Below are 14,509 nucleotides of genomic sequence, written 5' to 3' on the forward strand. Positions count from 1 at the left end.
TTCTAACACTATACTACACTATTAGTTGAGTGTTGTCAGGATAGATTAGACTGGCGACTTTAGTCGCTTTGCTGAACGCAACGCGAAAGTTTCATCCTCTGGTTAAAACGCAGAGGTTTTCACCATCGCTACCCTATAAACTCCTCTTGAGGATTTACACACCATCCAGCTACCCTAAACCTGGTAGGGGCACGGCATTGCCGTGTCCCTGTTGCCAGCAAGAGGAGGCGATTGAAATCGCTGCTACACAAACAAAGCCTGCCTCCGCAGGCTCAATAGAGTCCGCGTAGGCGGACGCAAGTTTGTATAGCCCCAGACTTCTAGTCTGTGGGCGATTGGCTTTCACCAATTAACGTAAATGCTGCCCAATCCCGGAGATCTGGATATTTTTCCATCGTGGTTAACATGGCTTTTCGTAAGGCTTGGGCTTTGTCAGAATTTTGCTGTAAATTATAATAAAATTCCTGCATTAAGAAGGCGGTGGGTGAGTCAGGAATTGACCATAAAGAGACAATCACACTAGACGCCCCTGATGCAATTAAAGCACTAGATAAGCTAGCCAACCCATCCCCACTAATGCTACCTCGCCCCGTATTACAAGCGCTGAGAACCACTAACTCAGCATTAAGGTTTAAATCCAGGATTTCTTTTGCCGTGAGCCAGCCGTTATCAGTATCCGTTGGTGCTAACGCGATCGCACTCTCCCATCCTTGCTGTTCATCAAATATACCATGAGTGGCTAGATGAATCACTCGTGAAGCCGACATCTGCGGCACAATCTCGGCTTTAGTCGCTACCTCTCCGGTAATCGCTTGGGTGTTCACCAGAGATGCAATCGCCTTGGCTTCCTTTTCGGCAGCAGGTAAGGGCGAGAAGTCTCCAGGCATCGGGTTAGGATTTCCCACCACTAACCATTGTTGCAGAGATTCTGGAATATTAACCTGGCTTCGGCGGGTGATATCCAATACCATGATTGCTGGAGCGGTTAAAATTGTGTGTTTTTCCAGCAAATAGTTACCCGACTCATCTTGCAGAGGAGAAAAAGGAATCATCAACAGAGATTGTTGCGGAATAAAGATAACATGAGCGTTTGGATCAGTGGGCAATTTATCTGCGATCGGTTCAATTAAAACCTGATACAGTTGCATAAAAGGTCGAATCTTGCGCCGAGAACCACCAGTACCCCACTGGGAAGCGGCGAGGGATTGACGGATATTACTTACATAGTCGGTTAGGGTCGTTTTTTCTTCTTGCCAAAGTTGTGTGAGATTGCTCTGACGAAAGGTGATTTCCCCTGTCGGCTCAACCACCCAAATGAAGAGTTCTTCGGGTTGATTAGTTTCAGCCAAGGGATTGTCAATAATCGAATATTCTACCAGAGTCGCGTTTCGCTCTTGGGCAATCTGTTGAATCCGCTCAATTGTTGGTGATGCGATGGGAGAGGTAACACTTGAAATGCCCGGGGAACCCGCGAGCAATAATTCTCTAAACACCATTGCCCGACTCTGCTCAGACACTAAAAGAGCTTGATTAATTTTGCCCTGAGCAATTAATGATTTTTGCAATAGCTGATAAATTGCAACTTGTGTTTCTACTCGTTTTGATTGGGCATCATGGCTTTTATGATCAGGTGATGCAGATGCCAAAACCCGAATCCCTTCGCGCCAGATTTGCTCGGCGGCTTGGTATTGACCTTTTTTGTATAATCCCAATCCCAGATGATTTAAGGATTGCGCTATACCCACGCGATCGCGACTATCCTGATAAATGCTCAATGCTTGCTGGCTCGACTGTATCGCCGCATCTAATTCCTGCTGGCGCAACTGCTCAACCCCTTGTTTTAACCATCGATCTGCCTCTGCTTTACGAGCATCAACTGAGAACGCCAACAGATGCGTTTTGGAGAATAATTCAGTTGAACTCAATAGCAACGGAACTGAAACAACAACAAAAATAGCTACGCAGGTAGTGCATCCAATCCGATTAAATCCCATGACTAAAGCCCTGATTCAGTATTTAGCAGATATCATAAACCTTAAAACCTTCTGCCTTGGAGCCTTTTTGTACTAGCACCTGATTTATTATTACATGCCAAAACGGTTTGGCTTATCGGGCTGACTTAAATCTAATGTCATCACCTGATTCAGTAAAGCTTCATTAGAATCTAAAACCATTAATAATTGTTGAAACTGTACATTCATTTTCTGCTCCAATATTTTCAGATTTAATACCACTTGTCGGGCTTTCTCTTCCGATAAACTGTATTTCCCCATAACCTGCTGCACTTCTTCCTGAGAAATCCGCACAGTCATCTGGGTAAACTCCGATAGACGAGGCGGAATTTTATTAATGTTGTCCGCATTATCACCATGATTATAGAAATGAATCCCTTGACGATCCACAAAGAAATCGGCAAAGGGTTTTAATCCTTCGTCGAGTACCATTTGCGCGGCTTGAATTGCCTCTGGTGGTGCGCTTCCCAAGCCGACATATACCATAAACCAAGCCAGGATATGGTGCTTCGCGCCCACGGATTCCTCTAAACCTTGAGCCACTTGAATCAGGAAAGTTCTAGCGATTTGCGCTCGTAATGATTCAGGTTCTTGGATAGGAGTGTCATAGAGCGCGGTTTTAAGGAGTTTATTAAGACGAGGGTAATTTTGGTTGAGCGTAGCCTCAACCACGGCTGAAACTAAGGGGGTGTTTATATTTTCATTAGAGGGTTCAGAATCCATTAGATACCCCTTTCTCCTAAATTAAGTTCAAAAATAGCTGAGTAATCACAGCGATGGAAGGTGGACAAGCTTAATCAACAATACTATCTTTTTTTTATCTTATTCATCGTTCATGGTTCATGGTTCATGCTATTCCTTCAAAAAAACCTGTCCTTTCTCATCATAGAGGAATATAGGGACGACCCGCTTACCAAAATGAACAACCCCGAATCCGCTCAATAGGATCGGGTCGCCCTATACTCAAATCATTGGGTCAAAACATGTTTCCTGGGAGTTTTGTTACATAGGCGCCGGTTCCTCAACAGTCCAGGGAATCGGAGCAGTGATTTCTTGTCGTTCCAGATACTTACTCAAGGCATAAGCCATATCTCCACGGGTCATCGGTGCGAGAGGAGCAATAGAATTAGTTAAGGGATCAATATTAACGAACCCCTCATACAAAGCCGTGGCAATTGACTTTCTTGCCCAAGTCGGTATTTTTTCAGCATCGGGATAGCGCGAAAGCAGTTCAGTCACCGTATCCTCTGGAAACTGAAACACGCCATAGGCTTGAGCTAAAATAGAGAATGCTTCGGCACGAGTAACCCGTTGATTAGGAAAAAATCGTCCCTGACGGTAACCCGTCATCACGTTATTTTGCAAGACCAATTGAATATCACGATATGCCCAATGAGAGGTAGGCACATCGAGGACAGGAATCGGTTTGTCGGGTTGGGCGACTCGTTTTTCTAAGTCAAAGGTTTTGACTAAAATCGATGCTAATTCAGCTCGATTGAGGATTCGTTGTGCCTGAAAATCCCCATCGCGATCGCGATTCATCCATCCAGCCGCGATCACCTGTTCAACTGGGTCAAGGGTTGTTGACTCTTGGGCAACAACGGGAAGGCTTTGCAGTAAAAATACCAGAGGTAGGATGCCAAAAATGCGACGCATAGTGTAAAATACCAATCCTTTGATAAACGCCAATGTTTTCCAGAAGCATTGACGTTGCCACCAACGAGGGAGTTTCAACCAGATTAATCCATTTGTAGCGGTTGTAGGGATTGTAGGCGTTGTAGGGGCTCTCGCATTCGCGCCCAAATCTATCGGTTTTCTATTCACATCTCAACGCGAATGCTTCGCCCAATCACCTATTCACCAATCACCTGTTCCCCAGTCTAACGAAATAGTTCAGCAAAAAACCGATTCATTGCCGCCCAAGAGCGCTTATCAGCCAACTCATTGTAAGCAACTCCCGTTGAGGGGTCATTCCCCGCATTCGGATCACTAAAGCTGTGAACAGCATTACCGTACATAACCATTTGCCAGTCTACATTGGCATAATTCATTTCTCGTTTAAAAGCATCAACTTGCTCATCGGGGACTAGGGGATCGGCTGCACCATGCAACACCAGAACCCTACCTTTAATCCCTTGAGCATCTGCGAGATTGGGTGTATCTAAATTACCATGGAAGCTAACTACCCCAGCAACTGGCGCACCACTGCGGGCTAATTCCAATACTGTACCGCCTCCAAAACAATAACCGATCGCGGCAACTTGATTAGCATCCGTCAACGGATATTGTTGCAACACTTGTAATCCAGCTTGGGCGCGATCGCGCATTAATTGACGATTGGATCGATAAATACTCGCTTGTTCTCTGGCTTCTTCATTCGTTGTGGGTCGAATTCCCTTACCATAAATATCAGCCGCGAATGCCACATAACCCAATTCAGCTAGCTGTTTTGCCCGTTGCTTCTCGTAATCTCCCAATCCTTTCCAGGCGTGAACCACCATCACACCGGGGCGCTTTCCCTCAATCTCATCATCGTAAGCCAGAAAGCCTTGGAGTACAGTATCACCCTGTTGGTATTCAACCACTTGAGTGCGGACTTCAGCTAGAGCAATGGCTGAACTAAGTAGAGTAAACAGTGGAGTGATGAGCAGCGAGGCGAGTAGAGGTTTCATAGCAGTTAGGGTTAGTTATTTGGTTAGGATATCTTATCGGGATAGGATTCGGAAATAGCAGTTAGCGGTTCAAAGCCGTAGAGACTCCTCCGGCGGAACGTCTCTCTACAAAATCAATCCTCTAAATTTTGGTTTTGTCGCCCGATGAGCATCCTCATGGAGTAATATTTGCACAACACTAGCAGGATTTTCTGCCCCCATCACAAATCCGATAAAATTATCAGCCCATATCCATCAACTCCCTCTGCGTACCTCTGCGTTAACCTCTGCGTACTCTGCGTTGAAAAAACATAATTCCGATGCTAACAGATGTCCTCTGATTACTGCTTGTTACCCTTAACTGGGATTACACAACCGACACTCTAGTTCTGGGCAAAATTGATCAAATCGTTTAGATTAGATTCGCATACGGCGGATATGACGATTAACTATGCCCGAAGAAAAACCCACGGAACAGAAAACGCTAACCCTAAAACCGGGTACATTATGGTCAAAGGTTCAAAAGACAACCGAACACGCCCTCCAATGCGGCGCACTGCAACCCATCGCAACTGAGTGTAAGTTCGTCGAACAGGATGGAATTCGCTTTCTGGTGCGGATTGCCTCTAACCTGGATCGCAAAGATAAGGACAAGAAGCAGCAAAAGAAGAAAAAAGCTAACTCTGGCAAGGAATTTAACCCATTTCTCCCTTACGAGGAAGATTTATTCGTTGCTGATATTTCTGACACCCACCTGTGTCTGTTAAATAAATTCAACGTGGTTGACTATCACCTCCTCATTGTCACAAGAGAGTATGAAGACCAGGATAATTGGCTAACATTATCGGATTTTCAGGCAATGTGGGCAGGTTTAGCAGAAATTGATGGTTTAGCCTTCTATAACGGCGGCAAAATAGCGGGTGCGAGTCAGCGACACAAACATTTACAACTCGTTCCTTTACCCCTAATACCGGAGATATCCAAACTACCCATCGAACCCGCGATCGCATCGGCTAATTTTCAGGGTTCCATTGGTAGAATACCTAGCTTTCCCTTTGTTCATGCCATAACCCGATTTGATCCCAATTGGATAGACTCGCCAGACGTTGCCGCTAAAGCCATTCTGGACGCTTACCACAGGCTTTTAGATGCTGTAGGTATGCCCCACCAGGGCATCAAACAATCCGCCCCCTACAACCTGCTAGCCACACGAGAATGGATGCTGCTTGTGCCGCGAAAGCAAGAAGAGTTTGAGTCTATCTCGGTCAATTCACTAGGCTTTGCGGGGGCGCTGCTAGTTCGCAATTCCCAGCAAATGCAGCTCCTCAAAGACTCTGGTCCGGTGACTATCCTCAAACAGGTATCGAATTAGATACAAGATCCCCCAATACTGTAGAGACGTGCCATGGCACGTCTGGGATCTCAAACTATCTGGGTAATCGCTTCAGTCGGACCCACTAAAGAAATAAAGGGTTCACCAAAGAAACGCTGTGCCGCCGCTTGCGCCATCTCTGGCGTCACTTTGGCAATATCCTGCTGAAACTTGAGGTCAAACTCAATTCCCAATCCCAGGGTCTCATACCAGCCATAAATTTGGGCAAGTTGAGCATTGGTTTGTTTCCCTAAAGCATATTGACCCAGAAGTTTATTTTTAGCCGCTTGTAGTTCCTCTTCACTCAACCTCAGAGTGCCAAGGCGTTCCACTTCTGTGCGTAATCCCTCCATCGCGATTGTTGTATTTTCGGGGGCGGTTCCCATATACACGACAAATAGGGAGTCACATTGGCGCGTGGGATAAAACGCCGAAACATCGTAGGCTAATCCCCGCTTTTCCCGCAATTCCACAAATAAGCGACTAGAAAGCCCATTCCCCAGATAGGTATTCAGCAGTTTTAGCGCCCCATAATCCGGATCAGTAACGGATGAGGCTAAATACCCCAACATTACCACCGATTGCTGTGTCTCCTGGGGAGTAACAACTCGGCAAGGCTGAGTGGTAATTAATGGTAATGTCAGGGTTGGTAAAGGAGTTGAGGGCGGTTGCCAATCACCAAAGACTTGCTCAATCTGCTCAACGGCTGCTTCTGGTGAGATCCGCCCAGCGACACTAATAACTAGGTTATCCGGGCGGAAATAGGTTTGATGATACTCTTTTAAATCCGTCGGTAATAGTTCCGAAACCGTGGCTTCTGTACCCAATACAGAGACAGCATAAGGGTGATCCTGATATAACACCTGTCGCAACTGCTCAAAGGCAATGCTAAAGGGTTGCTCTTTTTGCGAGCGAATATCCTGAATCGTCAGAACCCGTTCCAATTCCACCTCGGTTTCCGGGAAACTAGGCGATCGCAAAATCTGTCCGGCTAGCTTTAACATATCCAGCCAGTCTGAGGATACCGTTTTCAGCGACAGTAAAAAGTAATCCGTTGCTGCATCTGTATTCAGTTGAGCGCCGACTGATTCAACTCGTTCGGCGATTTCAATCGAGGAAAGTTCGGCGGTGCCTTTAGTCAAGACAGCAGCCAGCAGATGAGCTAATCCCGCCTTATCTCGCGGTTCTCTTTGGCTACCTGTGCGAAAAAATAGGCGAGTGGCAATAATATCGGCGGCTGAATTTTCGATGGCAATAACCACAATGCCATTATCTAAAACCGTGCGATGGATACTGGACTGTTGGGGTGAGGCAGTTAGACTAGAAGGCATAATCGATAATTCAAAGTTCAAAATTTGGTCGGGGCTGGTTTAGTTACGTCTGGGTAAGGATAAGAAACGATAGTCGTCAAAAGAGCCCCTACAGACGCACCATGTAGAGACATTGCATGGAACGTCTCTACTCAAAATAACTCCCCCATCACCAAATCTTCACTCACCGGCTTGAGAACGGTTACCGCATAGTGATAAGGAGAAAGATAACACTGCGCTAAGTGCATCAAGTCTACTGGGGTCAGTCGTTGAATTTGAGCGGGATAGGTTACCGATAATTCTGCAGTCGCGATCGTATTGTAATACCCATACAATCCAGCTATCTGACCAGCAGCTTCGGTGGAAAAAATATAGTCATTACACAATAACCGCTGACAGCGACGGATTTCTTCCGGGGATATCGGTGTCTGCTGTAATTCTAGTAAATGCTGACATATCAAAGCTTCGACTCGCTCTAAATGCTCAGGCTCTAGGTAGGCATTGATCGTAAACAAGCTAGAATCCCGCTGGAGTGAAAAACCACTGCCAATATTTTGAACCAGTCGCTCTTCCTCACGCAATTGTCTCACTAACCGGGACGAGCGTCCATCGGCTAATAATACCGAAAGTAAATCTAAACCATAAGCATCCTTTAACTGATCCACACCCGGTCCCACCCAAGCCATAAATAGGCGGGCTTGTTCGATTCGCGGTAAATACAGTTCCTGACGCCGAATCTCAGTAATTGGTGGTTCGGCTTCGGCGATTAATTGGGGACAATCACCGGGAGTCGCAAACGAGGTAAAGGACTGATTCACTAAATTTAGCGCCGATTCTTGTTCAACTCCCCCAATAATCACCACCGTCATATTGTCGGGTTGGTAGTGAGTCGCGTGGAAATGGCGCATCTGCTGAGGAATGTGCGCTCTCAATTGCGCTTCGTTGCCCAAAACAGAGCGCCTATAGGGGTGATACTGGTAAATTGTCTCTGAGAGTGCCTGAAATCCTAACCAGTCGGGATTATCATAACAGGAGTGAATTTCTTCTAACACCACATCTCGTTCTCGATCAAATTCGACGTCGGGAATGGCTGGAGATAAAAGTAAGTCCGCCAACGGGGGTAGGGTTTCATTGAGGTATTGTGCGGCGGTGGTAATGAAGAAATGTGCATAATCGTGGCTAGTCGCCGCATTTGTCAGCCCCCCATGACGTTCAATCACCGTATCAAATGCGCCGGGAACCAGTCGCTGTGTCCCCTTGAAAATCATGTGTTCCAAAAAATGAGCCATCCCGCACCATTCATCGGGTTCGACAGTTGCACCAGCCTTCACCCAGACATCAACCACAACGACAGGCGTTGCGGGTAAATGCTGGTGAATGATAGTTAACCCATTGGCGAGTTTGAATATATCACCAGGAAATTTGGTAGAAATCAGTGGCTCAGATAGCAATTTCTCTAATCTCAAATTTCAGTTGCGTTAAATTAGTCCTATATTAACGTCTAAGGGCGTTAATGACGGAATTGCTTAAAACATAATAGATTACAGGAGCAGAGTAAGCCCAGTTGTCGGGACTGGTTTTACCGATAACGCTTTGGAGACAACCTCTAACTTCACTCTCACCCGCCCTGGCGCCGGGAACCTGAGGAGCAGGAGAACTATGTCTAGAAAGACTGACCAAATTCTGGTTATTGATGTCGAAGCGACGTGCTGGCTAGGAAAACCTCCATCTGGACAAGAAAGCGAAATTATCGAAATTGGGATTTGTCTGCTGGATAGCGCTTCCCATCAACCTGTTGAGAAAGAGAGTATCTTGGTGAAACCAGAACGCTCCACGGTGAGTGAATTTTGTACCGAGCTGACTACATTAACCCAGGAACAAGTGGATCAAGGAATGTCCTTTGCTCAAGCCTGTCAACGTCTCCAACAACGGTATTTATCCCATCAACGAGTTTGGGCGAGCTATGGGGAGTATGATAAAAATCAATTTCAAAAACTTTAACTCACGACATATCAATGTTAAGACATTATTTGCTCTCGTTCATTCCTTACCTCGTGAAATTGGCATGTTAAATGCCTTGGAATTTCTAAATCTACCTTTAGAAGGCACACACCATCGCGGCGTTGATGATGCGGAGAATATTGGACGAATCTTGTCTCAATTACTTTAGCACAGAAGCACGAGTCGGGGCAATTCATGAATTGTTATCAATTTCCCCTACGTCTACTTTACCACTGCGGAAGTCTAACTAATAAAAGTCCGGCTTCACTCTTAGTTAAAGGTTTGGAAAATAAATACCCTTGTCCTTGTTCACAGTTTAATAGTTTCAATTCAGTCAATTGTTCTAGAGTTTCTACACCTTCAGCAATGACATCCATTCTTAAACTATGAGCCAGGGTAATAATGGTGCGGATAATCTCAGCATTGCGGCTTTTATGATTCATTTGGCTGACAAAAGAACGGTCAATTTTAAGGGTATTTACGGGAAATCGGTGTAAGTAACTTAAGGATGAATATCCCGTACCAAAGTCATCCACTGACAACTGGATATCTCTTGCTCTCAATTGCAGCAGCATTTTGGTGACTGTTTCGGCATTTTCCATTAAGACACTTTCGGTAATTTCTAGCTTCAAAAATCTGCCATCTAAACCTGTCTTTTCTAAAATATGATCAATTTGCCCAATCAGATCCGGCTCTTTAATCTGTTTGCCCGATAAATTGACACTAATTTTCAATGGCTCTGGTGTGGGGAATTGAGTTTGCCACATTCGCAGTTGGCGACAAGCTTCATAGAGTACCCACTCTCCCAGAGGAATAATCAGTCCAGTGTCTTCGGCGACTGAGATAAACTCTACCGGTGAGACTAAACCTCGTTCTGGATGTCGCCAACGCACCAGTGCCTCAAATCCGGTTAGTGTACCTGTTACTAATGAGGTAATCGGTTGATAATAGACTTCAAATTCCTGCCGTTCCAATGATCGCCGCAAGTCATTTTCCAAGGTCAATAATTTTAGGGTCTGAGCATGCATAATTTTATCAAATATTTCATGACGAGCTTTGCCTAATTCTTTCGCCCGATACATGGCAATATCAGCATCCCTTAATATGTCTTCGGTGCGCTCATATCCTGTGGAACTGAGAGCAATGCCAATACTCGCACTCGTAAATACCTCATGATTGTTCAAGTTAAAGGGGGATTTTAAGGTTACCTGAATCCGCTCAGCTACACGAGTTGCATCTTTAATATCTTTAATATCTTCGAGGAGAATCGTAAACTCATCTCCACCTAAATGGGCAACGGTATCAGTGGTTCGTAAACATTTTTCTAACTTGCGGGCGGTGGCAATTAGGAGTTGGTCACCAACATCATGTCCCAAGCTATCATTCACTATCTTAAAGCGATCCAAATCCAGGAATAGAACCGCAAATAAATAATCCTGATTTCGTTTGGCTAATTTAAGGGCATGGTCAACTCGCTCCATAAATAGAGTACGATTCGGTAATTTGGTTAACTTATCATATAAAGCATCATATAATAACTGTTCTTCTACTTTTTGGCGGTGAGTAATATCGCTAATCGAGAAAACAATACGGGTAATAACTCCGTCGGCATCTTTTAAAGGAGCGCCATTAATGGAAAGGTATTTACGTGTCCCATCAGCCCATTCAATCCCATGCTGGACATCGAAAACGGGTTGACCTGTCGCCATAACCTGTCGGAAGGGGAGTTGTTCCTCTGGAAAAGGTCCGCCTTGAAAATCAGTAATCTTCCAAGTGGGAGAGTTGTAATGGCGCTCTACCAATTCGGATTGAGTCAAACCGAGGACTTGCTGCGATCGCGCGTTGGCAAAGATAATGTTACCTTGAGTATCAACGACCGTAATCGCCGCGACACTGGTTTGCATGATCCCCTGGAGTAAGTCGCTTTCGGTGCACAGTTGGGCTTCGGCTTGTTTACCTTTAGTGGTATCGGTAGCAATCCCATCAATCCGAATCACCCTACCCTGAATATCTGCGATCGCACAAACTCGATTGTGTATCCAGCGCACCTCTCCATTGGGTCTGACAATTCTGTATTCTACGGCTTGATTACCCCTTTCTCCTAAAGTCTCAAACACCTGCTCAACTCGCTGACGATCATCGGGATGAATCATCAACTGCCAAATATTTGGCTGATCATACAGTTCAGCAAGGGTTCTGCCAAAAACCTTCTCGGCAGCCCGGTTAATATACAATAACTTATAGGTTTGGGCTGACGCTGACCAAACGATTTCCTCTAGAGAATTGAGAATAGCCGGGATTAGCTGGTGCCTTTTTTGCAACTGGGGTTCTACCCCATTGTATCGAGTAATCTTCATATCTAATTGTTTGTGCCAATGGGTTTATCGGCGTCCCAAACAACCTCTAAGAGACAGCCTCTAAATAACTATATTGAATTCATTAATAATTAAAAAGGGAGCGACTGATCCCGGTATCAGCGAATACCTTGACGCCATTGAGATAACCGTTGCTGTGCCAACTCGTCAAGAGAATGGACTAAAAAACGACCGCGAGATTGTTTTGGCGGTCGTTGTCGGCGGCGGACTCCACGACTTGTGCAATGGACGTCGCTAATTAACTGTTGAGATGACATCCATTCTGCCCCGTACCCCGTAACTGTTAGCCGTTGCGCCCGATCTGAGGTAGCCACAATTAATCGTTGTCTGAATGGCTTGGGCTTACTCCGAAAAGCCGCACAAAATTTTTCAATGTAGCTATCGGCGGTCTGCCCAAAGTCCGTATAGCAGACTGATACCTGGGGGGTTAAATCTTCGTGGCAAGTCCCGGTCTTTTGGTAGTGAGCATCAAAGACGACTTGAGTTTTATAGCCCCGAAAGGCGCTATAGTTAATCAAAACCTCAACTAATTCTTGCCGCGCTGCTAAGAGTCCATGGCAATCGCGGGTCTTTGCCAAACTCGACTCGGTGCCGATGATGTTATAACCATCAACCAGTAAAATAACCTGGGGTGGGGGAGAGGGCATTTTTCAAGGCTAATTTAATATTTTTTGTTAATTTTTCTCAATCTCCTCTTTATATTAATTTATGATGACAGTTTTGTCTCACCCAGAAGCTGTTGCTTGAGACGATCTGGTTCTCCTTGGGCGACGACCCGACCATTTTCCAGCAAAAATGCTCCGTCGCAGTAATTCAACTCTTCCAACCGATGAGTTACCCAAAGAGCGGTTAACCCGCGACTTTTGACCAAGCGCTGGACTTGAGCCACCAGATCTAACTGAGTATCGGGATCTAGCAAGGCTGTTGGCTCATCCAATAGGAGTATCTCAGACTGACGCGCGATCGCACCCGCAATGGCAATGCGCTGTTTTTGTCCACCGCTGAGGGCGTAAATCGGGCGTCGTTGTAAATCGAGCAGATTGACCGCGGCTAAGGCTTCGGTGACTCGGGCGCGAACTTGTGCGATGGAAAGCTTCTCCTCCACCAGTCCAAACGCCACATCTGCACCTACAGTCGGCATAACTAGCTGATGGTCAGGGTTTTGGAAGACAAATCCGATTAATCCCTCAATCTGTATCTCACCCGATTCAGGTGACAATAACCCAGCCAGCAACCGCAGCAATGTCGATTTACCACTACCATTCGTCCCCAAGAGCATCCAAAACTCACCCTTGGGAACATCTAGAGAGCAAGCGTCTAAAACCGATGCTCCACTTGACCAACTGAAGCATAGATCCCGTACCGTAATTGCGGCTTGAACCATGACGTTGGCGACGTGTTAACTACTGTTTTTCTTCAGCTAAGGCAAGGAAACCGGGTGTGCGTCCTGTCCCCACAGCACCAGATTTCTGGGAAATCATCACCGCACTAATTTCATTGGTGAGAACGCCGATTTTCTTATCGGACTGGTGTTCACAGGTCAGTTCTATGAACTCTGGTTTACCCGAACTCATGGCTTTCATAATTTCCTGGTAGGTTTCTTCCGCCGCTTCGGTTGACTTCCGTTGCACGGATAAGGGGAAGGGTGTGTTTTTCAAAGTCAAGTCAATCGTGAACATGCTACTCTCAAGCGCTAAGGATTCCTTTATAAATATAGTCTCCCTCTTATCTTAGACGGGAGGAGGGACAGATGAGAGAGTAGGGGGAGCAGGAGGGGGAGCAGGGGTGACGAAGGACGAAGGACGAAGGACAAATAACAGATGACAGTGGCAAAATCTGAAAATTTACCTTAATATAAGTTCAAGACCGTAAAGAAAAGTAAACTTTACTCACAATCGGATCAATTATCTGCTTAGACACAATCTAAGCTCAGTTATCCAGGTGAGAGAGGAGAGAGCTTTTCTTTAGTACTTATAAATTCTTGGAGATCTACACCTATGACAATAGCTGTCGGACGCGCTCCCAGCCAAAGAGGATGGTTTGACTCACTCGATGACTGGCTCAAGCGCGATCGCTTTGTATTTATCGGTTGGTCAGGTATACTCCTGCTCCCCTGCGCCTACTTGGCTGTTGGGGCTTGGCTAACCGGTACAACCTTTGTCACATCTTGGTATACCCACGGTTTAGCCTCTTCCTACTTGGAAGGCTGTAACTTCCTCACCGTTGCGGTTTCCACCCCCGCCGATACCTTCGGTCATTCCTTACTGCTATTGTGGGGACCTGAAGCCCAAGGCGACTTCACCCGTTGGTGTCAAATCGGTGGGCTTTGGTCATTTACCGCCCTGCACGGTGCCTTTGGCTTAATTGGCTTTATGCTGCGGCAATTTGAAATTTCCCGGGTGGTCGGAATTCGACCCTACAACGCCATTGCCTTTAGTGGACCTATCGCGGTATTTGTCAGCGTATTCTTGATCTATCCCTTGGGGCAATCCTCTTGGTTCTTTGCTCCCAGCTTTGGCGTAGCCGGAATCTTCCGTTTCTTGCTATTCTTCCAAGGGTTCCACAACTGGACACTCAACCCCTTCCACATGATGGGAGTGGCGGGTATCTTAGGTGGAGCGCTGCTTTGTGCGATTCACGGTGCAACCGTAGAAAACACCTTGTTTGAAGATGGTGAAGGGTCAAATACCTTCCGGGCGTTTAACCCCACCCAAGCCGAAGAAACCTATTCAATGGTAACGGCGAACCGTTTCTGGTCTCAGATTTTCGGGATTGCGTTTTCCAACAA

At 46.0% G+C, this 14,509-nt stretch carries 12 protein-coding genes and 1 pseudogene; 3 read left to right on the forward strand and 10 right to left on the reverse strand.

Translation table 11 applies throughout. The features are described from left to right. Window positions 1-320 precede the first annotated feature (320 nt). The 4 genes from RID09_RS02390 to RID09_RS02405 form a co-directional block, all read right to left on the reverse strand. Window positions 321-1,889 (reverse strand): CHAT domain-containing protein, encoded by a 1,569-nt coding sequence (locus tag RID09_RS02390; RefSeq protein WP_446334355.1) that lies wholly within the window; start codon window positions 1,887-1,889, stop codon window positions 321-323. Between the two features lie 195 nt (window positions 1,890-2,084). Then, entirely contained in the window at window positions 2,085-2,735 is a 651-nt protein-coding gene (locus RID09_RS02395; RefSeq protein WP_446334356.1) for a hypothetical protein, read from the reverse strand. Between the two features lie 279 nt (window positions 2,736-3,014). Beyond that, window positions 3,015-3,668 (reverse strand): S-layer homology domain-containing protein, encoded by a 654-nt coding sequence (locus RID09_RS02400; RefSeq protein ID WP_446334366.1) that lies wholly within the window; start codon window positions 3,666-3,668, stop codon window positions 3,015-3,017. Window positions 3,669-3,892: 224 nt separating this feature from the next. Continuing rightward, window positions 3,893-4,684, reverse strand: a complete 792-nt coding sequence (locus tag RID09_RS02405) for a dienelactone hydrolase family protein (protein WP_446334357.1) — start codon at window positions 4,682-4,684, stop codon at window positions 3,893-3,895. A gap of 430 nt (window positions 4,685-5,114) precedes the next feature. Between RID09_RS02405 and RID09_RS02410 the strand changes: the two genes are divergently transcribed. Next, window positions 5,115-6,035 (forward strand): ATP adenylyltransferase family protein, encoded by a 921-nt coding sequence (locus RID09_RS02410; protein WP_446334358.1) that lies wholly within the window; start codon window positions 5,115-5,117, stop codon window positions 6,033-6,035. A 50-nt stretch (window positions 6,036-6,085) separates the two neighbouring features. On the opposite strand, the gene RID09_RS02415 is transcribed toward RID09_RS02410, so the two are convergent. Then, window positions 6,086-7,366, reverse strand: a complete 1,281-nt coding sequence (locus RID09_RS02415; protein WP_446334359.1) for a M16 family metallopeptidase — start codon at window positions 7,364-7,366, stop codon at window positions 6,086-6,088. 131 nt (window positions 7,367-7,497) lie between these two features. Further along, window positions 7,498-8,796, reverse strand: a complete 1,299-nt coding sequence (locus RID09_RS02420) for a M16 family metallopeptidase (RefSeq protein WP_446334360.1) — start codon at window positions 8,794-8,796, stop codon at window positions 7,498-7,500. 208 nt (window positions 8,797-9,004) lie between these two features. On the opposite strand from RID09_RS02420, the pseudogene RID09_RS02425 reads away from it, so the two are divergent. Further along, a pseudogene (locus RID09_RS02425) lies at window positions 9,005-9,515 on the forward strand (exonuclease domain-containing protein). Between the two features lie 58 nt (window positions 9,516-9,573). Here RID09_RS02425 and RID09_RS02430 read toward each other — a convergent pair. The 4 genes from RID09_RS02430 to RID09_RS02445 form a co-directional block, all read right to left on the reverse strand. After that, the gene (locus RID09_RS02430) at window positions 9,574-11,703 is read right to left on the reverse strand and encodes a putative bifunctional diguanylate cyclase/phosphodiesterase (RefSeq protein WP_446334361.1); all 2,130 of its coding nucleotides are present in this window, start codon (window positions 11,701-11,703) and stop codon (window positions 9,574-9,576) included. A 116-nt stretch (window positions 11,704-11,819) separates the two neighbouring features. Beyond that, window positions 11,820-12,368 (reverse strand): NYN domain-containing protein, encoded by a 549-nt coding sequence (locus RID09_RS02435; RefSeq protein WP_446334362.1) that lies wholly within the window; start codon window positions 12,366-12,368, stop codon window positions 11,820-11,822. Between the two features lie 59 nt (window positions 12,369-12,427). After that, window positions 12,428-13,105 carry an energy-coupling factor ABC transporter ATP-binding protein gene (locus RID09_RS02440; protein WP_446334363.1) on the reverse strand — a complete coding sequence of 226 codons (678 nt, stop codon included), beginning with the start codon at window positions 13,103-13,105 and terminating at the stop codon, window positions 12,428-12,430. Window positions 13,106-13,124: 19 nt separating this feature from the next. Continuing rightward, complete coding sequence (locus RID09_RS02445) at window positions 13,125-13,400, reverse strand: hypothetical protein (RefSeq protein ID WP_446334364.1); 276 nt, start codon at window positions 13,398-13,400, stop codon at window positions 13,125-13,127. A 318-nt stretch (window positions 13,401-13,718) separates the two neighbouring features. Here RID09_RS02445 and RID09_RS02450 point away from each other — a divergent pair. Beyond that, the coding region (locus RID09_RS02450; RefSeq protein ID WP_446334365.1) for a photosystem II D2 protein (photosystem q(a) protein) at window positions 13,719-14,509 on the forward strand (791 nt) is incomplete at its 3' end.

Source organism: Coleofasciculus sp. G1-WW12-02 (genome assembly GCF_040219735.1).
Taxonomy (GTDB): Bacteria; Cyanobacteriota; Cyanobacteriia; order Cyanobacteriales; family Coleofasciculaceae; genus Coleofasciculus.

Bases quoted from the DNA above. Each gene is read 5' to 3' on its own strand.
- RID09_RS02435 (WP_446334362.1), bottom strand. From the start codon at position 12,368: ATGCCCTCTCCCCCACCCCAGGTTATTTTACTGGTTGATGGTTATAAC.
- RID09_RS02395 (WP_446334356.1), bottom strand. From the start codon at position 2,735: ATGGATTCTGAACCCTCTAATGAAAATATAAACACCCCCTTAGTTTCA.
- RID09_RS02430 (WP_446334361.1), bottom strand. From the start codon at position 11,703: ATGAAGATTACTCGATACAATGGGGTAGAACCCCAGTTGCAAAAAAGG.
- RID09_RS02410 (WP_446334358.1), top strand. From the start codon at position 5,115: ATGCCCGAAGAAAAACCCACGGAACAGAAAACGCTAACCCTAAAACCG.
- RID09_RS02405 (WP_446334357.1), bottom strand. From the start codon at position 4,684: ATGAAACCTCTACTCGCCTCGCTGCTCATCACTCCACTGTTTACTCTA.
- RID09_RS02400 (WP_446334366.1), bottom strand. From the start codon at position 3,668: ATGCGTCGCATTTTTGGCATCCTACCTCTGGTATTTTTACTGCAAAGC.
- RID09_RS02440 (WP_446334363.1), bottom strand. From the start codon at position 13,105: ATGGTTCAAGCCGCAATTACGGTACGGGATCTATGCTTCAGTTGGTCA.
- RID09_RS02445 (WP_446334364.1), bottom strand. From the start codon at position 13,400: ATGTTCACGATTGACTTGACTTTGAAAAACACACCCTTCCCCTTATCC.
- RID09_RS02415 (WP_446334359.1), bottom strand. From the start codon at position 7,366: ATGCCTTCTAGTCTAACTGCCTCACCCCAACAGTCCAGTATCCATCGC.